We start from the raw sequence: 23,606 nt of genomic DNA, 5'->3' as shown, positions 1-23,606 counted from the left end.
TCCGATTACGGCGCCGGCCGCACCGCCACCTGGGCTCCCGGGCTGGTCCCGTAATTCCCCATCTCGTACATCATCTCGGCGCGGGCCGAGGGCAGGCTATAAGCGCCTTCCACCGACGCGCGCACCCGGAAATAGAAGTCGTACGTCCCTTCGGGCAGGCTCTCGAAGAACCAGGTCGCCCCATCGTCCAGGAAAGCCTGGTAATCGCCAGAATTAGTGGTAGCGCCCTTGGGCTTGGCGTCTTCGCCCGAAGTCTCCAGGCGCGGATTCAGGTATTCCATGCCGGCCGCGAAGGGGGCGGTTACCGCCACCCAATGCCGGGCCACGGGATTCTGCACTTGGATATGATCCTCGATGATGTCCCCGACCTGGAGGGATTGGGCGCTGCCGGGGGCGTCCAGAGGCGTGTGCCGATCGGGTTGACCCGGCCGGACATAAATCAACTCGCGCTTCACGACGAAGCCCTTTTGCACCGCGGGAGCCTGGCTGCCGGGCTCGGCGGGCATCCAGCGTTGCGTGAGGCGCGCGTAGACCGGGACGGAGGCGGCATCGATCCGCAGTTCCAACTTGCCGGCATCGGCGCAACGGGTCGCGAAGGCGCCCTTGGAACGATCGTAGGCCATGCGCTGGGCGCTCCCGCCGCAAGCCAGGGTCCCCGTAACTTGCCCGTTACCCGAGGGCCCGGAAAGGAAATCCCGCATGGCCAGGAGACCCAGGCCGTTTTCCGCCGTGGATCCCCAGGAATCGCCGTCCCCCAGGGAGACCAGTTCATCGACCAGCATGGGCAGCTTGGGCGGCCGCTGCGGCTCGGCGCTGAAGGCGCTCACCAAGGTCGCCAGCGCCGTGATCTCGTCCGCGTGGACGCGGGCGCCGATGCGGAAGGACCGCTGCTGCAGACCCGCGAACACCTCCTTGCCATCCTGCTGCTTGAAAACGGTCTGCTTCCAAAGCCGCTCGCGCAGTGCCGCCAGTTCCGCCTTGAGCGCGTCCGGCTTGCGTAAGAGCGCCTGGTAGATTTGCGCTTGGCTCTGCACGTCGACGTCGTTGGCGGCGCCCGCCAGCTCCCGGGCATAGCCCACGTCCAGCTCGCCCGCCAGGGCCAGGGCGTACAGGGCGCAAGACCGCTCGTAATACGTTTGGCCCTCGATGAAGCGGGTGTAATCGGTGCGCAGGCCGCGCTTCAGGGCGTCGATGGCTTTCTTATAGACCGCATCGTCGAAGGGATATCCCGCTTTCGACTTCGCGTTGGCCTGCTTGACCTCGCTCAGGAATTCCACCGCGTAGGCGGTAAGGTAAAGGTAGCCGGTCGATCCGGGCCAGTACCCGATCAGGCCGTCGGGGGCCTGGGCATGGGACAGGTAGTCCACGGTGGCCGCCACGGAGCGTTTCACGTCCGGCATGGGAGGCTCCAGCCCGAACTTGGCCCAGATGTCCCGGTAGGCCACGGCCGGATAGGCCTGGCTCAGGCGCTGCTCGGCGCACCCGTAGGGGTAACCCACAAGCGACGTCATGGCGGCCAAAGCCTTGAGGATGCCCAGCTGATCGCTCACCGCCAAGTCCCGGGCCAAGGTGCCCGGCCGTATGGCCCCGGCGATGGCCGGCGCCGACAAGGGCTTACCCGGCGTAACCTGCGCAAAGACATTTTCCGATTCCAGCGGCCGATCGGATTTGAGGGGGATGCTCACCGCGAAGGCATCGCCAGCCTTGTCCGATTTGCGTTCCACCGCCATGCGGATGCCGACCGAATCCCGCTTCAGCCGTCCCGCAGCGTCGAATCCGACCTGCTCGACCTGCATCTCCGCCCGCAGAACCGTCGGCTTATCGGGGATCAAATTCGTCTCGGAAACCGCCGCCGGCAATGTGGCCTTAAGCCCCTGGGCATCGATGGACCAAGAGGCGGCCCCGCCCGGGCCCTCCACCACGCGGGCCACGCCTCCCGCCATGAATCGATCGCCTAGGCGAACGAAGCGCGGCAAGGCGGGTTGCACCAACACCGGCAGGCGCACGCGCACTTGCGAGGAGCCTTGGCCGAAGCGGTCCATGGCGGACACCGCCACCGCGCGCACGGCGAAATTGGTGAGGTCGTCGGACATGGCGATGGAGACCGTGGCCTTGCCCGACTTGTCTACGGGGATGGCCGGGTTCCAATAAGGCACGGTCTTGAAGTTCTTGCGCACCGTCATCTTCCCGAAGAAGGCGTCCGGCCCGCCGTTCCCGTCGCCGCCGGGGTTCTCGGGCACGCGCAGATCGCCCATGATCAGGTTGCGCGTGTCCCGTAAGGATACGTGGGATTCCACCTGAGGCAGGAAGGAAGGCAATGGGTCAAGCGGCTTCTCCTTGCGCAGCGAGAGGACGGCTTCGTCCACCAGCCATAACGCCACTTCGCCGGGCCGGGGATTCCCCTGATCATCCTTCAGGCTCACGGTCATGTCGAAACGGGTTCCCGGCCGCACGGTCTGGGGATGCTCCAAGGCGACTTTCAGGAGGTTGCCGGTCGGCTCCACCTTGAGCCAAGTGGTATTGCCCAAGGTCTGCGGACGCGCCGCGTCCACGACGGTCCCGTCCGGGATGCGCTTCTCGTTGCCGATGCGCGGACGCATCAGCAGGAAATCCACCGGGATGCGCGGGGCCATCTCGGGCCCGATGGACAGGGTCAAGGTTCCCTGCCCGTCGGCGATGTCCACCCAGCGGTATTCCGGCTCCCCCGCCGGCCGCTCGATGACGGCCAAGGCCCGGGCCTTCTGGAACGGGCTCTTCAGCAGGATGCGGGCCTCCTGGCCCGGCAGGTATTTCTCCTTGTCCGGCACGGTCTCGAACAAGGCTTGTTCCCCCTTCTTCCAGGTAACCGGCTTGTTACCCGCCAGGAAGAGGTCCGCCTTCACGGTCTGCAAGCGCCCCAGGCGATCGCGGGAGGAAAGTTCCAGCACGAAAACGCCCGGCTCCTGGCCCCCGAATTCGACGGGCACGGGCGCGCTTCCCGTGGTCACCGGCTTCTCGCCGATCAGATCGATCGATTCCCGGGTGCGGTACTTGGGCTTGCCCCGCGAGAAATCCGTCTCCTGCAGGTAGGCGATCCAGGACATCTTCTTCAATTGCACCGACACCTTGTGGCCGGCTTCGAACTTGCCGTCCACGCCCAGTGCCGCCACCTCCGCCTTGATGGTCGATCCGCCGGCGATGTGCCTTTCGGTCTTGAGCGCCAAGATAAAGGGCGGCAAGGCCACGAAGGTGGTCCGGTTGGAAACCGTCTGCTCGTCCGCATCGGTGACCGTGGCTTCGATCAGGTATTTGCGCGGATTGCCCCCGGTGGCGGATTGCGGATTCACCGCCAGGACCGCTTGGCCGTTGTCGTCGGTGACGTCCTTCTGTTCCAACGCCCCTTCCTGATGCTCCGGTTCGGCGCCGCCATAACGGGCGTCCGTCGACAGGATGAAGCCCGCCACGCCGTCGGGCGCGTAAGCGAAGGGATAAGATACCACCCGCCAAGCCACGTTCTGCCCGGCCACCTTCCCGCCCGCGTAGTAGGCAGCGTTCAGCTTCACGGATACGGGCCGATCGTTCTGGGCCTTATCCGGGGCTTGCAGCTTGATCTCGAACTTCGGCAGCTTATAAGCCTCGATGGCGAAACCGGTCGAAGCCACCTCGCTCTCCCCTTCCTTGGGATGATGACGAAGCAACCGCAAGCTATAGTCGCCGGTGGGAAGGTTCTTCTCGACCAGGCTATCGTTGAACGTGCCGGAGGCGGACAACCGCGGATGGAACTCGTACTTGAGGCCGGCGGGGCTTTCCACCACCGCCGAATAGCTGGCCGCCGCATCGGGCGCTTCCACCTTGCCGTGGAAAAGGGTGCGCGCGATGCCCTTGAAGTAGACATGCTCGTCGGGCCGGTAAATGGGGCGCTCGGTGAAGACGAAGCCCGCGGGAACCTTGTCCTGGGCGTAGTCGTAGGGATCCCGCGCCAGCCAGGACAACCATTCGGACCCGGATTGCGAACCCGCCCAATGGTTGTTGGCGAAGGACGGCGGGGCCTCCCCCGGCCGGGTGTCCAAAACCAACATGTCATCATCCTTGCGGACGGTGACCCGCTTGAGGGAGGAACCCTCGAAGCCGCCCGAGAGGAGCTGGGTATGCTCCACCGCGAACATGCCGTCCGCGTCGGTGCGGCCCTTGGCCAGCACTTCCAGCTTGTCCTTGACCGCGCCTTCGATCTGGATCTCGGCATCGGCCACGGGCTTGCCCGTCGAAACCGAGGTGACCGCGAAGCGCGCCTGGCGTTTAGCCTCGACGGTAGTGAGGGCCAGATCGGTGACCAGCAGGCGCACATAGGCCCGTTCCGTGGTCCCGTCCAACGGGCGGAATCCCACCAGGTACGCGCCGGGCTTGTCGGCCCCGGAGATCTTGGCGAATAGGGGTTTCAGATCCAGGCTCTGGAATCGGGTCACTCCTTCTTGATCCAGATCAATCACCGCGGAATAATGCGGCGCGCCCAGCATGCGGATATGCTTGTCCATCTCGAAGGCGCCCAACGGCCGCAAGATGTCCTGCTCCCGTTCGGGTTCCTCGCCCGGTCCCGGCGGGGCCTGGCTCTCGTCCACGCGCACCGGTTCGTCCGGATAGGGCCAGAAGGCCTTATGCTTGGCGCTGATCTTATAGATGCGCAGGTCCAGGCTCTTGACGCCGTTCACCAACAAGGGGAAATGCTGCGGGCCGTAGCGCTCCAAAAGCCCCTGTCCCAGCCCCCAGCGGGCGTATTGCCGATCGAGCGGCTGATAGATCCAAAAGCGGCAGGGATGATCGAGATGGAGCTTGCGGCCGTCGCCATCGACGATGCCGGTGGGGGCCAGGGTCACTTGGTAAAGCCGTTCCTGATCGACGGATAGCTTTACCGTGATGCGTTTCTGGGAAAGCGACCAGTCCATGCGGCGCGGGGCCGGGGAGAAATTGAGCAGGCTTTTCACTTGCGATAGGGACAGGCCCTCGGGCTTGGCGGAAAAGTCCAGTATCAAGGAACCGTCGTCCGGCAGGCGGATGGCTTGATCGCGCCCGTAATTGCTGCCTTCGGAGTTGAGGGTGAACTGGTATTCGAAAGTGCCCGCCTTATCCAAGGTGAACTCGCGGCGGGTATCGGCGGAGTAGACCCGCTTGGCGTCCGAGAGGGAAGGATCGGCGGCCAGGCGCACCACGGTGCGGATACGCTGGCCGTTGGCGAAAGGCCGCGGGAAGATGAAGGCGTAGCGGGCCGAGCCGGGCCCGCCCTTCTCCAGGGACTTGATATGGTATTCGGCCGGGCCGTAGACGCGCGCGTTCTTGCTCTCGATGCCGGGCAGCGGCGTGGCCTCGAAGGTGACCAGCTTGGCCAGCACTTCGGGCGCCACGGGCTGGGAGAACTCCAACTCCACGCGGGAGAATGGCTCCAACCCTTCGCTCCCGCCGGCGGGCGAGATGGAAAGCGGCGGCGTCAGCAGCGCGGTCAGGGTTTTGCTTTCGCCTCCCGCCTTCACGACGTAGGCCTGCATCGGCTTCCAGGGAACGGCCGGACGGAACTCGATGGTGCGGGGATCCAGCCAGCGCCATTCCCCCGGCTGAGAGGGCTTCAAGGTTACCAGCGAATCCGGCCGATCCAGGGGGCCTGGGGCCTTGGGATTCAGATCACGACCATAAAGGATGGTGATCGGATCGTACTCGCGCAGGAAGGATCCCGGCATGATCATGGCCCCGCCCTGCGGACGCGCCTGCCCCAGGTCGGCGGGCCGGTAATCGTACGGGACGCGTTTTTCGGGCGGCGCCGCTGCGGCCGCGAATGCGAAGCCCATCCACCCGGCCAGGACTATTCTCCCGAGGAATCGTTTATTCACCTTGGCCCTCCGCGTTCCCCGCATCACCCGCTCCTTGCCCATCCCCGCCGGAGAGGTCCTGGCCCGCGCCATCGCCGGCCTCCGCGTTTCCGCCATCGCCCGTCGCCTCCGCGGCCTCGCCGCCTTGCCCGCCCTCGCCCCCTTCGCCGCCCTCGGGATTGGCCGCGCCTTCGCCGCCTTCCCCTCCCTCGTCGCGGGATTCTTCGCCGCCCCCGTAAGCTTCGCGCCTCAGCAAGCGTTCCCATTCCGGCTTCCGCTGATCCGGCTCCGCCGCTTGCTCCATCGCGGTCTCGGGCCGGGGCCCTTGCGCCCCTTCGATGATCCATTTGACCAAGCGCTCGGGCGGCTCATTGGGCGGGGACTCCTGCCCGAATACCAGGGCCGTCACTTCCGTGCCTTCCGAACCCTCGGGCACGCGCATCCATAGATGGTAGGCGCCCGGATTCAACTTCACGAACTGCTGCTTGCCTTGCGCCACCACGCGTCCATCGCCATCGTAAAGGCGCGCCTCCACGGTTTCCTTCCCCATGCGCAGGCCGATGCCGAAGTCGGCCTTGCGGGCCACGTCGAAGCGCAGCAGGCGGCTCTCTCCCGGTCCTAGGAAGGCGGTGAAGGGATGGGCTTCCGTGACCGTCGGGATGGAACGGAACAGGCCGGCCAAGGACGCGCCTTCCAAGCTCGCTCCCGCGAAAGGGCGGATGCCCAGGGCGTATTTCCCCGGCGGCAGCGGCAGGTCCCAATTGAAGCGCTCCCACGCCTCTTGGTACCGATAGGGGGCGCCATCCCTGAGCAGCATGGCCGCCAAGGGCGCGTGGGCGCCGAGATTCACGTGCTGGGTATCCTGCAAGGCGAAGGCGAACCAGTTGACGCGATCATGCAGTGGCAAAAGCGACGACCGAGGGAGGGTTTGCGTTTCCGAAGGCGACAAGCCGGCCGCCCATTCGCAAGCCATCACCGCCGCCGGGGAGGAGGCATCGCAAAGATCGATCTGGGCCTTGCCCGCCCCATGGCGCAGGGCCAGGATCCCGCCGGGGCCCACGCTGCCGCCATCGGCAAGGTCGGCCCAGAGTTTGCCGTCCCTGCCCACGTAGGCGGCCGTCTTCACGGCGCCGCGGCAGAACAATCCCATCGGCTTGGCGGCGCCTACGGAAACGAGTTCCAAGCCCTCGGCGGGGAAGTCGAAACCGCGCCCGGCCCCTTCGGCCAATGGCCCGGGAGACCCGCCCTTCGCGGCCGCGAAAAAGGCGGCTTCGAAATGCGCCTTAGCATCGAGCGCCAACAGATAAAGATCCCCGCCTTCCGCGCGGTACTCCCGCGTTTCAGGCTCGGCGTCGAAGTCGCACTCAAGTTCACGAGAGCCATCGGGCCGGCGGAGCAGAACCGCTCCCTGGGGCGGTAGAGTTACCCGTGCCAGCATGCCGCCGACGGGCAAATGCAAAACGCGCGCCGCCGGCTTGCCCGGCGCCCAGGCGGAAAGTCCGGGCCCGGCCGCGCCGCCGTCGCTCAGCGGCAATTCGCTCCAGGACAATTTGGCCGCCGGACGATTGCCGTCGCCTGAAGGAGCGGAGTTCCAAAGGGCGATCGCCTGCGGATCGCCGGGAAGCGCCATCGTAGCCGCTCCGGCATCCCCCAACCATACCGCCTGGGTGACTTCCGTTCCCCGCACGCGGAAACGCGGGCCCGGCCCCGCGGCGAGCGGTCCCGCCAGGGGACTGGCGCCGTCGGCCTCGACGCGTAAAAGCCCCACAGCGCCCTCGGCCCGCTTCGTCGCGAGCACGCGCGGACGACTACCGGCGAGGGAGAGGGTAACCGGGGAGTTACCTAGGGCCAGCGGTTCCACCTTCACGCGGAATCCGCCCGCCTGCTCGAAGCGCAATTCGATCCAGGCATAGCGGGACAAGGAAGAGAATTCCGTCCCATCCCCGCCATCGAAGACGCTGTCCAGGGCCGTGGCGACCGCCAGGCCGCCCAGCGGATTCTGTTCGGAGACGGAGCGGAAATGCCCCGGCGCGGACTTGCCCAGGTCCACCTTGAACCAGGCGCGATGTTGCATCCCCAAGTCCTCGGGCCGACCGGTCAGGCCGGACGCCGCTTGCTTGGCGTCCACCGCCCGCGACGCGACCGCCAGATAGCCTACCGTAACCGGATCATCCGCATTGGCTTCGGACCAGACCTTCAGCCGATAGCGCGCCCCCGGCGCGCGCGGAACGCTCACCGCGGGCGCCAGGCCGCCGTCCTGGGCCAGAGGCTGCCAGACGTCGCCGGAAACGGCGCGCTCCAAGGAAAGCCCGACGCGCGAAATGCCTTGGGCCGCGCAGGCGACCACGTCCCCCGGCCCCTCGGCCAGCGGGAAGATCCCGAGCCGGCGGTTCAAGCGGCGTTCCATAGCGCGGGACTTACCGTCCCCCGCCAAGGTGTCCATCGCGGTGTCGGTCAGGGCGCGCATGAAAACCGTGGTCGAGGTGAATCGCGGCTCCGCCGATTCCACCCGCAGGAAATACTTTCCGGCCGGAAGCGCGCGCGAGATGGAGAAATTCCAGTCCAGGTAGCCGTCGTCGTTGGCGGCCAGGACGGTCCCGTCCGCATCCAGTAACTTGGCCGTTACGTCGAGGAGCCCTTGGCTGCCGAACTCGACGATGCTGGGCCGGCCCAGAGACACCGCGAAGGTCTCCTTCTTCCTGAGCGCGAAGGCGAGGCCGGGAACGAGATTCCGGGTGGCGACGGAGACCTGGTAGGGGGCCAGGTTGCGCTTCTTGGCCGGGAACACGAGCATGCGGTAGTCCCCGGCCGGCAGCTGGAGCTTGCGGATCCCGGTCCAGGCGGCGATGGCCGCGTCTTTCCGGCCCAAGGTATCTCCAGGGTTACGGGTATCCCGGGTGTTACTGAAGAGGGAGGCGTTGAACCCGTTGCTGACGGAAAGCCGGGCCGTGATGGGAGCCGGCAGGGAGAAGGTGAAGACGGCTGGCGCGGCAGCGGCCGAAGAATCGCCGCCCGGACCCTTGGGTCCGCCCGGGCCCTTGGCCGCCGGGTCCATCCAGGTGGACGACAAGGTGGTATTGAGGGGAAGAGGATGGGGACCCTTGCCCTTGATGGCGCGCTTCTCGGCCAGGGCGGTCAGGCGCGCCACGCGGCGGCCGGGCTGAGGGGCGGGCAGGGAAAAAAGCCGGTACTCGCCCTTGGCCAAGGAAAGGGTTAGCGGACTGGCCGACACGGCTGGCTCCACCGGCCATCCGTCCTTATCCTCCAACCGCAGGGAGTGGCTTCCGTTCAGGCCCTGGGACTCGATGCGATACCTGCCGGCCGAAGCGATGCGCAGCCCGTAGGCCGCGCCGGAAAACGCGTCCACGAAGGCGCGGTTATCGATGCCGGGCTCCAAGGCTCCGGCCTCGACCCACCCGTTGCGGGCCGCGGACAATCCCAGATGCCCGGCCGATCGGCCGCCGGGGCGGACCATGAGCTGATAATCCCCGGGCAACAGGTATTCCAGGATCAGGGCGTTGCGCCCCACGCCGTTGGCCTTCGCGTCGCGGACGAATTCCTGGAAGCGATCGGCGAGATGCAAGGACGTTTCCAGTCGGCCGGTGGTCTCCAGGCGATAGAGGCCGGGCTGGGCCACCCGCAAGGCATAGGTGCGGTCGCCGCCGCGATCCAGATCGAGCCAGGCGGGCTTGCCCGCTTCCAGCCCGGGGAACTTGGGCAAAGCCGCGCGGGCGGCATCCGGAAACCGGGGCGCCGGGCCATCGGAGGATCGTTCGGGAGGCATGGCGGAAAGGACCACCAGGCGCGCCGCGCCGGCTCCCGCCAGGGTAACCGTCAAGTTACCCGAGGCTTCCCAGGGCCCGGCATGTCGGCCGCCGGCTTCTAAGGGAAGCGATTCGCCGCGCGCGTCCCGCACGGAGAGGATCCTCTTCCCCGCCAGCTTCAAGGGAAGATCGACGCGTTCGCCCGGCTTCAGCCACAGGGCCACGGGCTCATCGGGATCCAGGGGCAGCTTTCGGGCCGAAACCGTGGCTAGCTCCGGCGATTGGGAATTGATCCGGACGTCATACTCCGCGTCCTTGGCCAAAGCGATGCGGGGGAAGCGCACCTCGGGCCGGGGCGGATCCCAGGCGCGACCGTCCGCCGCTCCCAGCGCCGATTTCCCCGACGCGACAAGCCCCCCCATTAGGGTGGACTTGCCCAGGACGAAGGTGGCGATGCCTTTTTCTTGCGGGGTCAGGGTCAGGAGATAAAGGCCGGCATCGAGCTGCAAGGCCTTCGCGCCCTCGTTCACCGCCGGCGGCGCGTAATTGGCGGGCGGGTAGTGGAAGTAGCGGCCCAAGCTCCATCGGTAAGACGTACCTCCCGGCGCGAAGGCGTACTTGCCCGCTTCCGGAATCCAAATGAAGTCGGTCATGCGCCCGAGAAGATTGAAACGCCGGGCGATTTCCTTGGTGCTGACTGAATCCGCGACCACCGCCACCAGGGAACCGTCCTTATGATTCACCACCACGCCGCTGGCCCCGATCTGATCCTCGGGATTGCCGCTATGCTGCGAGACCACCCACCATTCCGCCGCAGCCTTTCCCGAGAGAGCGCAGACGCAGGGCCCGAAGGTTTGCAACGTATACGCCCGCCCGGGCGCGCCCCACACTTTCAAGAGGCGCCAGCCTTGGCCGGCGGCCACGTCCCCGGGATGAAGCAGGATCCGCGGAGCGGACGATTTCCCGTATATGGAATCGCCGGCCATCCAACCGGCCGGCGCGAAGTCCGGGCCCAAGCGGGTGATTTCCGCCGCCAGCCGTTGCTTGTCCGCTTCTTCCACAACGACATCGGCGGTTCCCGGAGCCAGCAGGAATTCCTCGAAGCCATGCGGAGGAAGCGTACGCGCGCCGCGGACGCCGGTCCCCAAGGACTCCAGGCCCATGCGCATAAAAGCGGGATGCTCTCCGGCCCGCTCCGACCAGGCCGGCGTTTCGCCGCCGTACAGGCCCACCCGGTAGGATCCCTTGGGCAGCCGCACCGCTCCGGCCAGGCCCTTCCACGGGGTGCCGTCCGCGGGACGGGCCGTAAACGGTTGGAACGTTACCGGCACGCGCCATTCGCCATCGCGCCAGACCACCATGTCCGCCAGATTGCGCCCCGCCGATTCCAGCCACACCACGCTGTCCGAAGGCAACTCGAACCAGTAGGAGGCTTCCCGGAGATCGTCCAGTTCCAGGCGGTTCTCCCGCAAGGCGGTGAGACGGGAAGATTCGGCCCCGGGGGCCGGAGCGAAGGGGGATACCGTAACCGTGGCGTTACCGGGGGACTTCTTGGGCCCCTGCACCGCCAGCTTGTATTCCCCCAGGTCGAGGAAAAGATCGATGCGGCCATGGCGCTGTCCCGGTTCGCCGTCCCGCCGCAGGAGTCCGTTGCGCCGATCGGAAACCGAGAGCGCCACCGGTTGTTCGCCGGAACTGCGCAGGCTATAGCGTCCCCAGCGGGACAAGGCGACCGTGGTTTCATGGCGGCCGGCCGCCGGAAGCGATGCCGTGATAACCGTATCGCCGGGCGTCGCGGAGGCGGCCATGGCGGAAGCGATCGCGCAAAGGAAGGCGGCGCCCGCGAGGGAGGTGGAACGGTGCATGGGACTCCGATCCGCTGAAGGATTAATCGCGACCGGAGAATGTAATTATTCGGTAATTGATTTCAGGGATCGAGCGTGCGCAATTTGGCGAACTTCACCATCAGCACCCGGCGGATATGATCCGCGAACAGGACGTGCACCCGCGCTGATTCGCCGTTCCCATCGGTCGCCATTACGGTTCCGTCGCCGAACTTTTCATGGCGCACGCGCTGTCCCTTGCGGAAGCCTTCCTCGTGTTCTTGGCTGAAATCCTCGTAGTCCGGGGTCGCGGTGGTGCCGAAATCGTCGCTCCCGCGCCCGCCCGAGGTCCCGTAGCCGCGTGAGGGCCCGGATCCGCCGCGGGCGCCCCCGAACCCGCCCCAGGAACGTTCCTCGCGCCCGGCCGCTTTCGCGAAAGGGCTTTGCGGCATCCGGGGCCTGGCGATTTCCAGGTAGTTCCGATCGATTTCGCCCAGGAAACGGGAGCCCCCCGCCTCCTGATACATGCCGTAGCGCCGCCGGCGCCGCGCGTAGGTCAGGTTCAATTGCTCGCGGGCCCGCGTCACGGCGACGTAGAACAGCCGCCGCTCCTCCTCCACGTCCCCGTCATCCCCTTCCCTCAGCATCGGGAAGAGGCCGTCTTCCAATCCGGTCACGAACACGCGCGGGAATTCCAGCCCCTTGGCGCTGTGCACCGTCATCAAGGTCACCGCTTCCTGCGAAGCCTTAAGCCCATCGGTATCCGCCAGCAGGGAGATTTCCTGGAGGAACAACTCCAGATCTTCCAGACGGCCCGTACGCGGGCCGGCAGGCGACGATCCGCCCGAGGTAGCATGTAGGTTACCTCCGGGAAGGGCGTCCCCGAAGAAATCAAGTGCCGCGGAATCGGCCCCGGTTTCGGCGACGGATCCGCCCGTCGTCGAGTCCGCATCCTCGCGTGAAGGCAAAGGGAATTTCAGTTCCAGCGCGCGTTGAAAACGATCCGCTTCGTCCGCATCGGGGTCGCGGGCGGCTTCGAGTTCGTTGTCGGAGCGGCGCCGCAGGAAGTCCTGGGCCGCCGCCACCAGTTCCTCGACGTTGGCCAGGCGATCCAAGGCCTCTTCTGTCCCCTCTTCCTCGAGATGGGATTTGAAGCCGGTACGATTGATGATTTCGGCGATGAGGGTGGGCAAGGACTCGTTGGCCGCGAGCGCGCGCAAGGTGTCGATCAGGGCCACGAATTCCAGGATGCGCTTGGCCGCGGCATCCGATAGGCCGCTGGAGCGGGCCCGGCGCAGGCCATCGAACAGGCCGATGCCCGTTTCCGCCGCGTACAGTTCCACCGTCTGGATGCTCTTGTCCCCGATGCCGCGTTTGGGCACGTTGATGATGCGCGCCAGGGAGACGCTATCCTGCGGATTGGAAAGCACCCGCAGGTACGCCATCAAATCCTTCACCTCCCTGCGTTCGTAGAAGCGGATGCCCCCGACGATCAGGTAGGGGATGCGCTGCCTCCGCAGTTCGTCTTCCAGGACGCGCGACTGCGCATTGGTACGGTAGAAAACCGCGGTATCCCCGGGTTTGAAGCGGTTCCCCCCGTCCTGCTCGCCGATGCGGCGGGCCACCCAGGCCGCCTCCAGGATCTCGTCGTCCAGTTCCAACAGTCCGATCTTCTCGCCCGGCTCGTTGGCGGTCCAAATGGTCTTGTCCATCCGGTTCTTATTGTTGCGGATGACCGAAGAGGCCACGCCCAGGATGTTCGCGGAGGAGCGGTAATTCTGCTCCAGCTTGGTCACCTTCGCCTCCGGAAAGTCCTTCCGGAAGCTAAGGATGTTGCCGATATCCGCGCCGCGCCAGCCGTAGATGCTTTGATCGTCGTCGCCCACCACCACCAGGTTATGATGCGGGCCCACCAGCAGGCGGATCAGCTTGTACTGCGCCTTGTTGGTATCCTGGTACTCATCGATGAGCACGTAACGGAAGCCGGAACTGAATACCTCGCGGATTTCCGGAAAGGACTCCAGCAAGCGGATGGCGAGGAAGATCAAGTCGTCGAAATCCATCCCGTTGTTCTTGATCAGCTCCTCGTTGTACTTGTGGTACAGCAGCGCCATGCGCTCCTCGTACGTGTCCTCCGCTTCCAGCTTGGCCTGATCGGTCGTAATTCCCTGGTTCTTATTCCGGCTGATGTAATGCCTCACCGCGTCCGCGGAGAAGCGCACGTCGTCCTCGAGCTTTTCCGCTTTCAGTACGGCCTTGATGAAGCGTTTCTGATCGTCCGTGTCGAAGATGGAGAAGTTGGCCGTATAGCCGAGCCGGGTGGCGTGGAAACGCAGCAGCCGCGCGCAAATGCTGTGGAAGGTTCCCACCCAGCGCAGATTCCCCGCATAGCCGATCAGCCCCGCGATGCGCAGGCGCATTTCCTGCGCGGCCTTGTTGGTGAAGGTGACCGCCAAGACTTCCCAGGGCCGTAAGCCCCGTTCGCGGATCAGCCACGCGATCTTATACGTCAGGACCCGCGTCTTTCCGGATCCGGCCCCGGCCAGGATCAATTGCGGCCCCGGGCCGTAGGTGACGGCTTCGAGCTGGGGCGGATTCAGGTCGGAAGGCTTGAGATCGGGGAGGGATTGCATCGAGGGGGTAAAGATAGAAATCGGGGTATGCCGGGGCTGCGGCTGAGGTGGGTCCGGGCGGGGCCGGGGCTCCGGTTCGCCTCGGAGCTCGCTGGTCAATGCGTCGCGGTCGGTTCGCGATCCGGGGATGGGGACGCCCGCGGAAAGCAAACTGTGTGTCTCTCGCCGGCTGCCTCGGGCTGGCCGTCCTTTGCGGACCATTCCCATCCCCGGATCGAGGCGCTTGCAACTCGGCGAACCGGAGACCCGGACCCGCCCTTTCCGGCCTCGCCGCAACCCACATCTGCCCGTCCGCTTGGAGAGGAAGGGAAGGGCGTGGGAAAAACGGCGGAATCGGGCGCGGCAAGAAGATTTCAATGGAAGGCACTAGGGTTTATGGTGCCTTTTCTTTCCTAGGGGAGGGAAATCCGGTTCCCCGATGCGGGAAAGGCATGAATTCCGGCCCGATCGGTGTTACCTTTTCCTTACCGCGATATCAAAGGAGTTGCCATGCCCGCAGTGCAACCGCTATCTGTCCGATTCCATGCTCTCAGGTTATGCGCCGGATTTTTCCCGCTCGCGGCGTCCGCGGTCGCGATCGGCCTGGGGATCGTCGCGAATGCGGCCGCTTCGGATCCGATCGCCTCGGAAAACGGACTGGTGGCCCGATACGATTTCGACGATGGCGATGGCGCGGTCCTGCACGATCGCAGCGGCCATGGTTTCGATGGGGCCATCCAAGGCGGGGCGAAATGGGCTGCCGGGATAAAGGGAAGCGCGCTGGAATTCAACGGCATCGATGCCTACGTGCAATTGCCTGCCGATTCGGCTTTCCTGCTCGCCTCCTTCACGGTGGCGGCGTGGATCCAACCTACGGATCAAGGCCCCGGGACGGTGGAGCGGGACATCTACAGCAATCTCGTCTCCACGACGCCCGGATTGCTCACGCAGGGATCGTTGCTGCGTTTCCGGAACAGCCAATTGGAAGGCGTTTCCGCCGGCGCCGAATTCAATGGCCACTGGTCCGATATGATGCGCCCCGTATCCTTGGCCGATGGCGCCTGGCACTGGGTGGCTTTTTCGGTTTCGCAAGGCATCGGAACCCTGTGGGTCGACGGGAACATGGCGGGAGCGCCCCAACCTTGGGCCGCGATCCCGCAGCCAACCTCATTGCCCCAGATCGGCGCATGCCTCCGCAACTGGGCCAGCAAGGGATTCTTCCGCGGCCGCATCGACGAGATGAGCATTTATGATCGCGGTCTCGACGCGTCCGAAATGGCCGCCGCCTACGCCCTCCTCGCCGATAAGGTCAAACCGCCCCAGACCGGCGGCCTGATCGCCCAGTACGATTTCGACGAAGGCGAAGGCGCGATACTGCACGATCGCAGCGGGAACGGCTTCGACGGGGCCATCCACGGGGAAACCGCATGGAAAGCCGGCGCGCGCGGATCTTCCTTGGAATTCAACGGGAAGGACACCTACGTCCAGCTGCCTTCCGATTCGGCTTTCAATCCCCCGGCCTTCACCGTGGCGGCATGGATACAGCCGTATGAACAAGGGATCGGTAATGATCAGCGCGTCATCTACAGCAACCTGATTTACACCATCGGGGATTCGGTGGACCAAGGGACCGAGTTCCGTTTCCGATTCGGCGAACTCGAAGGCGTCACCGGGAGGAAGGTCTATAACGGCGCTTATTGGTCCGAGATCTTCCGCCCCGTTTCCCTGGCCGATGGCGCCTGGCATATGGTCGCCCTCACGGTAAGCGACGGATACGGGAGGATGTGGATCGACGGAGTCCAGGCGGGCGCCGCGGAGACGTGGGGGGAGATCGGCTATCCTCCGCCGCTGCCCCAGATCGGCGCCTGCATGCGCAACCAATCCACGCCTGGCTGGTTCCATGGCCGTATCGATGAGATGAGCATTTACGGGAGGGCGCTGGGAGCGGCGGAGATCGCGGCCGAATACAAGCGCATTCCGTCCCGGCCTCCCGTCCTGAATCTCGGGATGGGCAAGTTCTTCGGGAAACCGGGCGATTCGGTATGGGTGCCATTGCGCTTGGCTAACTTGAGCTCGGCCACCCTGTCGGCTTGCCAGTTCGTCTTGCGCGTCGATTCTACCGTGGCCCGCTTCGCGGGGATCAAAACCGATAGCGGCCTGGCGCGCGATTGGGCCCTAAAGGGATGGAACGATGCACGCAAGGATTCCATTCCCGTCGCCTTGGGCGGCGCTCCCGTCGCACTTGGCAAAAGCGAGGGCGAGCTATTGCGTTTCGGCTTCGTCATTCCGGCCGAAGCCCCCTTGGGCGCCTTTACCGACGTGAACCTGGAGGGCATCCGTCTCGACGACAAAGGCGAGTTGGTCGCCACCTTGGTACCGGGACGGATCACGGTTTCCGCGCCGCGTTCGCTGCCCGGCGACGTCAATGGGGATGGCAAAGTCGACATCTTCGATGCCCAAGCCATCCTGGACTACGTGGTGGGCTTCCGACCGGGAACGGATTCCGCGAAATTCGATCCGGCACTGGCGGACGTAAGCGGCACCGGTGGCATCTCCAGCTATGACGCGGCCCTGGTCTTCCAGTACGCCATCGGATTGATCGGCTCCTTTCCCATGGAAAAGGGATTGGGCAAGCGCGCAGCCGCCTCCCCCGTCACCGGCGCGGCGTTGACGATCAATCCTCCCTCGGCCGCCGGGACGGCGGGGGATTACGTCTACAGCCTGTCCGGAAGCGGCCTCGTCGGCCTTACCGCGGCCGAGTTCCGTTTCCAATTACCCGCGACGGTCACGCAAGTGGGCCAAATCCACTCCTCGTGGTTCTCCGACAGGGTGGTCTCCCACTTCGATCCCGTCAGCCACGTCCTTTCCGTAGCCACGGTCGGCGAGGTTCCCCTGGTCGGGGATGCGACCGGTCTCCTCCGCATCACGGCAATGGCCGATTCAGCGACGGCTCCCGGGCCGATAACCCTCCTTTCCGCCTACCTGAACGAAGGCCGGCTTACGGGCGACGGCTTCGTCTCCGCTCCGTTGCAGGTCGATCCCACTCCCGTCATCCATCATCGCGCGGCCGTCCCAGCAGGGGCGCGCCTTTCCGGCAACCGCATCCAGTTCGCCAACCTCGCGGGAAAGCCCGCGCGCCTGCAAGCCTTCGATGGGCGCGGCCAACGCCTCTGGTCGCAATCCTGGGATCGCGCCCCGGCCGTCTTCGATCTTCCCGAACGCGGTTGGCCGCGCGGCCTCATTTGGATCCGCCTCTCCGCGCCCGATGGCGACAAGGCCTGGCTCCACCTTTCCCTGGGTTCCCGTTGAGCCCTTCGTGAGGATGCGCGTAGCCCCCCTGTGAGCCCCCTCACAGGGCGAAGCGGGATCGTGATACCGATCATCCTCCGGAGACGTCCAATGAGCGACATTGGGAACGAACCCGGGAGGTGAATATGGTTCCATTCGCGACCGCCGTGTTACGCGCCCAAAGGCACGTCGAATCCGCCCAAATACAGCATTGGATGAACCGGTTCGATTCCGCCCTGGAACGCCGCGGCATCGAGGCGGAACGCCGGGTCCGCTGGACCCGGGCGCTTTCGCCCTTCCTGGCCCGCCATGCCCTCAAGCCCGAAAGGCTCCGTCCCGGGCAAGTGCAATCCTTCATCGAGGAGCAGGCCGAATCCGGCCGCTACTCCGCCCGTGCCCTCATCGATTTGATCCAGGCACTGTCCTTCTTCTACGACAGCGTGGTCGAACAGCGGGAACTGGCCGGGGAAGCCGGCCACCCCTTCGATCTGCCCGCGGAGGAATGGGCCGTCGCCGAGACCGTCCTCTTCCTGGGACAACGCCGCCAGGGCCGCCCGGATTGGGCCACACGCGACTAACGGATTCCCGGATCCGGCCGCCGCGTGGTATAGTTAGGGGGCATTAATCCCGGGAGGGACCCTTGAACCCCAGGTCCGCATCGCTTCGACTTTTCCTTGCTCCTATAACGCTATCCCTCATCTTCTTCGCCACGCTCGCGCGGCCGGTACGGGCGCTGGAAGTGCATTTCATCCTGACGGATAAAATGGGGCAAGCCATCCCGGGAGCCAGCATCTGTTTGCAAGAGGATGCGGGCCAATGCCAGACCTCCGATTCCCAAGGCAAATCCGTATTTTCCCCGACGGTGTCCTTGCCCCAGGCCCCGTCCGCCGCGCCCGGCCTTTCCTTCTCGATCCGCGCCGGTTCCTTGATCATCGACGCCCCCCAGCCGGCGCTCGTCCGCCTCCTGCGCTTCGCGATGAACGGCCGTCGCATCGGGCCCGCGCTTTCCCTTTCCCTGCGCGCGGGAAGCAACCCGGTTTCCTGGCGCGAGCCATTTGCGGGGCTGGCTTTCTTCCGCCTGGAGACGGAACACGCGCGTTACGCCTTCCCGGCCCTTGGCGACGCCGGCCATCCGGCGCGCATTTCCGTTCTCGGGAAAATCGCCACCGCCAACTTGCACGCCTTCACGATCGTGAAACCGGGATACCAGGCCGCCCTTTTCCGGCCCCGCAAGGATTTGGATACCGCCGTCATCCGCATGGCGGTGGACGGCGATACCGGCCTGCCGTACGCGGGCCTCATCCGGGCCCGGCTTCTGGATATCGACAGCGCCAACCATCTATTGCATTACGCGTACGCCGAACCCGGTTGTAACGGATCCGCGCCCGTGTCCCAAGAGGCGCAATCGTCCTTGCCCATCTGGATCCAAGGCGGCAAATGGTATATCCCGGCGGGCAATTGCTTTGGCGTCGCGCTCGCCAAGGACGGGAGCGGTCTCTACGGCCAATGGAAATCGCAGGGCCTGGTACCGCTGCCGTCAGGGCTGTTCCCGGTGACCTGCGAACCCGACAAGGATTCCCTGGTCACCAGCGTGCCGAACCTGTTCTTCCTGAATGAAGGCGGGGGCTGGGACATCGATCTCAAATCCGATTCCCTTACCATCCGCATCCGCCGCCGCGCTTGCCTGGGCAACCAGCTCATCGGGGATCCGACGGCCTTGGACGGGCAGAACGGGCATCTCGCGCTCATCAAGAACACCTGCCAGGAAGTGGTTCTGAAGAATGCCAGGAACGAGACGGCCGCCTATTCGTATCCGGCATCGGCGGATTCCCTGCAAGTCTCCTTCGCTTTCGGGGACAAGACCTGCGTCTCCGCGGGCGTGCCGCTGATCCTCGATACGACGGCGCCGAAGGCTTGCCCGGAAGCGCAATCCGGGGTCGTCTTGGCGGATACCACCTGGCAGGCTTGCGTGCGGACCTCCGGGTTCGGACAGTAACCGGCAGGTTTCAGGGCTCGGTGGTGCCGGTATCGCGTACCGATTCGCCCTGGTGTAGTACCGAGAAATAAGCCATTTTTGGGACTCCCGTAGCCACTTCGCCGACCCGAAAGGAAATCCGCATGCGACCAACCCCGATTCTCGCCGCGCTCGCCATCGCCATAGCCCTTCCCATCCATGCCTTGGATATTTCCGGCAATGTCTTCGATAAGCTCGAGAACCCCATCTCCGGGGCCAAGGTCTGCATCAAGTCGGATCCCACCTCATGCGTGACCACGGATGCCGATGGAGCCTTCGATCTCGCCAAGGCCATCGCGATACGGAATCCGGGAACGGGGGCCGGCGCCTTCTCCTTGACGTATCGCCGGGGATCCCTGATCGTGCGCAGCCCTTCCGCCGTTGCCGCGCGCCTGGAATGGCTGACCACGGATGGCCGCCGCGCCTTTTCCGCTTCGAACGTGAAGTTGTCCGCGGGCGCCAATGCCCTTCCCCTGCCCGCGGGCTTGCCGCACGTAGGCGTGGTTATCCTTCGCCTCACCGCCGCGGATCAAACCCTCACCTGGAAGGCCGTACTCGCGCCGGGCATCGCTTCTCCGACCGGCGGCGCCGCTTCCGCGACGCCTCGCATCGCCTCCCTGGCCAAGGCCGCCGCGGCCACCTTGGAGATTTCCAAGACCGGATACCGCACCCGCACCTACGAGCCCGCATCGGAAACCGAAACCGACGTCCTCATCTACCTGAGCCTGACCGGCGACGTGGGGGTCGAGCTCACCGGCAACCTGGTCCAAAAGGTCATCGCCATCGATCACGCCAAGAAAACCATCGTCACGCAATTCATCGACGTCTACTGCGATTCGGGGAGCAGCACGAAGATCCTGCGCGACACCACCGAGGATACGTCCTCCTACGCGGTACGCGACGGCAAGCTATGGACCTGGGCGACGGGGGATTGCACGGGCCCGATGTTCACCGGCACCGCCACGGACATCGTCGGAACATGGAACCTGGTCGATGCCAACGCGTTATTGCCCGCCGATCTGCGGACCGGCTGCACCAGCGACACCACCGGCGGGGACAGCCCTTTCGAATCCTTGACCGCCGTGTACACCATCAGCGAATCCCAGGCCACGGAAGCCATCACCGCGGAGACCTGCGCCGGCGATTATTTCGGCTACTACTTCGCCGCGGAATTCTCCGCGGACACCACCATCACCATGACGAAGAACACCTGCAAGGAAATCCAATTCAAGAACGGCAAGGGCGAGACCGCCACCATCGACTTTTCCAACCAAGGAGATTCCCTGCACACCGTCTATTCGTATAAGACGAGCACGTGCGCCCTCAGCATGGATTTCGGCCTGAGCCAAAAGGATCCCGTTTGCCCCGAAGGCGAAGGCCTGGCCGATTTGATGAGTTGCGTAACGGGAACCGGTTTCGAGACCGTCGCTCTGCCCGCGAAGGCGGGTTCCCTCGCGAAGACCGCGGCCGGCATGCCCTCTCGGCTCCCGATGTCCCTCGAACGTCGCGCCTCGCCTGTTATGGCGAAGCTCCCCAAGTCCGGGCTGTTGGCGCCGTTGCGCAATACGGGCCATGGCGGAGAGTATATTTCCCGCATATGGAAGGCGCTTCCCCAGAAGAAATAGGCCCTTGGACCCGGCTGCGTCGCCGGGAGGTCTACGATAACCCCTGGATCCGCGTGCGCGAGGACGACGTCCTCCGCCCGGACGGATCCCCGGGCATCTACGGAACGGTCCATTTCAAGAACATCGCGGTGGCCGTGGTGCCCATCGATGCCCAGGGCCGGGTCATCCTCGTGGGCCAGCACCGGTATCCTTTCGATCGTTATTTCTGGGAGCTGCCCGAAGGCGGGTGCCCTGAGGGCCGGGAAGAACCGCTGGATTCGGCGAAGCGCGAATTACGGGAGGAGACCGGCTACTCGGCCGCCCGTTGGGATTACCTCGGGAGCTTGGAACTGTCCAACGCCTGCACCGACGAGATCGGCCACTTGTACCTCGCGCGCGATCTCACCCCCGGGCCGCAGGATCCCGACGGGGATGAGCAGCTCGCGGTGAAGGCCATGGATTTCGGAGAAGCCTGGCGCATGGCGATGGCAGGCGAACTCACGGAATCCCTGACCGTGGCGGCGCTGGCGCGGGCGCGTTACTTTCTGGATCGCGAAGCCGGCGCATGAGCGACGCCCCCGCCTTCAAGGATCATTTCTCCGGGAATGCGGCCGGCTATGCCCGGGCGCGTCCCACCTATCCCGAATCCCTGTTCGATTACCTGGCTTCCCTTCCCGCCGGAACGGGGACGGCCTGGGAATGCGGGGCCGGCTCGGGCCAGGCCTCGCGTCCCTTGGCGGCCCGCTTCCGCGCGGTGATCGCCACCGATGCCAGCGCCTCTCAGATCGCCAAAGCCCGGCGGGTTCCGGGCTTGCTTTACGCCGCGGCCGCCGCCGAACGCGCGCCCTTGCGCGACGCCAGCGTGGATTTGGTGGCGGTGGCCCAGGCCCTGCACTGGTTCGACGTGCCCGCCTTCGCCGCCGAGGCCGCCCGCGTAGCCAGGCCGGGCGCGGTGCTGGCGGCCTGGTGCTACGGTAACTGCCAGGTTACCCCGGATTTCGATCTCGCCTACTTTCGGCTTTACCATGGCCTGGTGGGCCCTTATTGGCCGCCCGAACGGGTTCATGTCGAGAACGGCTACCGCTCCCTGGACCTTCCCTTCCCCGCCTTGGCCGCGCCGGAATTCGCCATGGAAACCGATTGGGATTTCTCCGAACTGCTGGACTATTTCGGGACCTGGTCGGCGGTGCAGTATTATCGCAAGGCCAAAGGGAAGGATCCCGTCGCCCTGGTACGCGAAGAAATGGCGGCCGCCTGGGGCGATCCGGCCCGGAGCCGCAAAGTGCGCTGGCCGCTCTCCCTCCGCCTGGCGAAGCTCAAGTGAAGCGATCCGCCCGGCCGAAGCCCAAGGGCAAAACCCCGCGCCAGTTGATGGCCGAGGCCATCGCCCTTTCCGCCCATGGGCTCAAGGATGGCCGCGGAGGGCCCTTCGGCGCGGTGGTGGCGAAGGACGGAAAGGTGGTGGGCCGAGGGCACAACCGCGTCCTGGCCGAGAATGATCCCACCGCGCATGCCGAAGTGGTGGCCCTGCGCGCCGCCGGCCGGCGCCTGCGCCGCTTCCATCTGGACGGTTGCGTCCTGTATACCTCTTGCGAGCCCTGCCCCATGTGCCTGGCGGCCGCATACTGGGCCCGCGTCGACGCCATCGTCTTCGCCAACACCCGCGCCGACGCGGCGGCCATCGGCTTCGGGGACGCCTTCCTCTACGAGGAGATCATGCGCCCCGCGCGAAGCCGCAAAATGCGCATGAAGAGAATGCTGGCGAGAGAGGCGAAAGCCGCCTTCCGGACCTGGGCCGATTGGGATCGCAAAACGCACTACGGCCCGGAAACCTGATCGGCGGGGCCCATGCTCCCGGGAATCCTTCCCCGAAAAGGAAGCCTACCCCATGCCGGCCCGACTCCGCGCGGTTATCATTCGGATCATGTACCGCCTGGCCGCCCCCTTCCTCGCTCTCCTGGTCCTCGCCACCGCGAGCGCCCGCGCCGCCGATTTGCAGCCGCGTAGCTATGCGTGGCTGATGTCCCATGCCGGCTTGGTCGTCGCCGGCACGGTGGCGAACGTCTCGGGCGGGTTGTTCGGCGACGGCCGCAGGGCTACCGTGCGCGTCGATGGCCTGATCAAGGGACGCTGGAACCGCCGCGAAATCGAAGTGGCATGGAACGATAAGGATTTCGAGGAAACGGCTTTCAAGCGGGATGCGCGCGTGGTCGTATTCGCGGTAATGGGCAAGGACTCCACCTTCACCCAGGCCGCCCCCGGGATATCCTGCTGGCCCGTGGAGCGCGTCGAATTCAACGGCAAGACCGCCCGGGCCTCTGAGTACGCCTATCCCCTCGACCTGCTGACCCAGATTCCGGCGGCGGCCATCAAGGCCACGGAGAGCGTGGAAAAGTCGAAGAATTTCCGCATGTCCAAACGCAAGCAATGGATCGTGATCGACAACCTCCTGCCCCCGGTGCGGCCCTTGGTCCTCGCCAGCCCCAAGCCCTCCCGCAAGACCCCCGCGAAACCGGCCACGAGAGCGGCCGCGAAAGGCGCCGCGAATCCGGCGGCAAAACGCGGGAATCCGGCTTCCGCGAAATAAGTCCACCCCCCGGCCTGGAAAAGTATTTTCGGCATGAGAGGCCGAGCCCCCTATTGGGCCCGGCCCAATTTTCCAGGAGG

11 protein-coding genes are annotated in these 23,606 nt (G+C 65.4%); 8 read left to right on the top strand and 3 right to left on the bottom strand.

Annotated features, from left to right (window positions below; all coding sequences use genetic code 11):
- Positions 1–5 precede the first annotated feature (5 nt).
- The 3 genes from JF616_13185 to JF616_13175 all read right to left on the bottom strand — a co-directional run bounded on the left by JF616_13185 (position 6) and on the right by JF616_13175 (position 14,054).
- The gene (locus JF616_13185; GenBank protein ID MBW8888704.1) at positions 6–5,855 is read right to left on the bottom strand and encodes a hypothetical protein; all 5,850 of its coding nucleotides are present in this window, start codon (positions 5,853–5,855) and stop codon (positions 6–8) included.
- A complete protein-coding gene (locus tag JF616_13180; protein MBW8888703.1) occupies positions 5,848–11,463 on the bottom strand; it encodes a hypothetical protein in 5,616 nt (1,871 codons plus the stop codon). Before JF616_13180 ends, JF616_13185 begins: the two co-directional genes overlap by 8 nt.
- Positions 11,464–11,525: 62 nt before the next feature.
- Positions 11,526–14,054: a UvrD-helicase domain-containing protein gene (locus JF616_13175; GenBank protein ID MBW8888702.1), complete on the bottom strand. Its 2,529-nt coding sequence runs from the start codon at positions 14,052–14,054 to the stop codon at positions 11,526–11,528.
- Between the two features lie 489 nt (positions 14,055–14,543).
- On the opposite strand from JF616_13175, the gene JF616_13170 reads away from it, so the two are divergent.
- From JF616_13170 to JF616_13135, 8 genes are all read left to right on the top strand, one after another.
- Positions 14,544–17,342: a hypothetical protein gene (locus JF616_13170; GenBank protein ID MBW8888701.1), complete on the top strand. Its 2,799-nt coding sequence runs from the start codon at positions 14,544–14,546 to the stop codon at positions 17,340–17,342.
- Positions 17,343–17,467: 125 nt separating this feature from the next.
- The gene (locus JF616_13165) at positions 17,468–17,899 is read left to right on the top strand and encodes a phage integrase N-terminal SAM-like domain-containing protein (GenBank protein MBW8888700.1); all 432 of its coding nucleotides are present in this window, start codon (positions 17,468–17,470) and stop codon (positions 17,897–17,899) included.
- 62 nt (positions 17,900–17,961) lie between these two features.
- A complete protein-coding gene (locus JF616_13160; protein MBW8888699.1) occupies positions 17,962–19,317 on the top strand; it encodes a hypothetical protein in 1,356 nt (451 codons plus the stop codon).
- Between the two features lie 122 nt (positions 19,318–19,439).
- Positions 19,440–20,960 (top strand): hypothetical protein, encoded by a 1,521-nt coding sequence (locus JF616_13155; protein MBW8888698.1) that lies wholly within the window; start codon positions 19,440–19,442, stop codon positions 20,958–20,960.
- A complete protein-coding gene (locus JF616_13150) occupies positions 20,933–21,508 on the top strand; it encodes an NUDIX hydrolase (GenBank protein ID MBW8888697.1) in 576 nt (191 codons plus the stop codon). Before JF616_13155 ends, JF616_13150 begins: the two co-directional genes overlap by 28 nt.
- Positions 21,505–22,263 (top strand): class I SAM-dependent methyltransferase, encoded by a 759-nt coding sequence (locus JF616_13145; protein MBW8888696.1) that lies wholly within the window; start codon positions 21,505–21,507, stop codon positions 22,261–22,263. The genes JF616_13150 and JF616_13145 overlap by 4 nt, the downstream gene beginning before the upstream one ends.
- Before the next feature lie 47 nt (positions 22,264–22,310).
- Entirely contained in the window at positions 22,311–22,775 is a 465-nt protein-coding gene (locus JF616_13140; GenBank protein MBW8888695.1) for a nucleoside deaminase, read from the top strand.
- Between the two features lie 52 nt (positions 22,776–22,827).
- The gene (locus JF616_13135; GenBank protein ID MBW8888694.1) at positions 22,828–23,526 is read left to right on the top strand and encodes a hypothetical protein; all 699 of its coding nucleotides are present in this window, start codon (positions 22,828–22,830) and stop codon (positions 23,524–23,526) included.
- The last annotated feature ends 80 nt before the right edge of the window (positions 23,527–23,606 follow it).

Source organism: Fibrobacterota bacterium (assembly GCA_019509785.1).
Taxonomy (GTDB): Bacteria; Fibrobacterota; Fibrobacteria; order UBA11236; family UBA11236; genus Chersky-265.
Note: the sequence above shows the minus strand (reverse complement) of the source record. Positions and strands in the feature narration are given on the sequence as shown.

What these genes read in the sequence shown, in the direction of transcription:
- JF616_13180 (MBW8888703.1), bottom strand. Translation starts at nt 11,463, where the DNA reads ATGCACCGTTCCACCTCCCTCGCGGGCGCCGCCTTCCTTTGCGCGATC.
- JF616_13175 (MBW8888702.1), bottom strand. Translation starts at nt 14,054, where the DNA reads ATGCAATCCCTCCCCGATCTCAAGCCTTCCGACCTGAATCCGCCCCAG.
- JF616_13170 (MBW8888701.1), top strand. Translation starts at nt 14,544, where the DNA reads ATGCCCGCAGTGCAACCGCTATCTGTCCGATTCCATGCTCTCAGGTTA.
- JF616_13165 (MBW8888700.1), top strand. Translation starts at nt 17,468, where the DNA reads ATGGTTCCATTCGCGACCGCCGTGTTACGCGCCCAAAGGCACGTCGAA.
- JF616_13155 (MBW8888698.1), top strand. Translation starts at nt 19,440, where the DNA reads ATGCGACCAACCCCGATTCTCGCCGCGCTCGCCATCGCCATAGCCCTT.
- JF616_13150 (MBW8888697.1), top strand. Translation starts at nt 20,933, where the DNA reads ATGGAAGGCGCTTCCCCAGAAGAAATAGGCCCTTGGACCCGGCTGCGT.
- JF616_13145 (MBW8888696.1), top strand. Translation starts at nt 21,505, where the DNA reads ATGAGCGACGCCCCCGCCTTCAAGGATCATTTCTCCGGGAATGCGGCC.
- JF616_13140 (MBW8888695.1), top strand. Translation starts at nt 22,311, where the DNA reads ATGGCCGAGGCCATCGCCCTTTCCGCCCATGGGCTCAAGGATGGCCGC.
- JF616_13135 (MBW8888694.1), top strand. Translation starts at nt 22,828, where the DNA reads ATGCCGGCCCGACTCCGCGCGGTTATCATTCGGATCATGTACCGCCTG.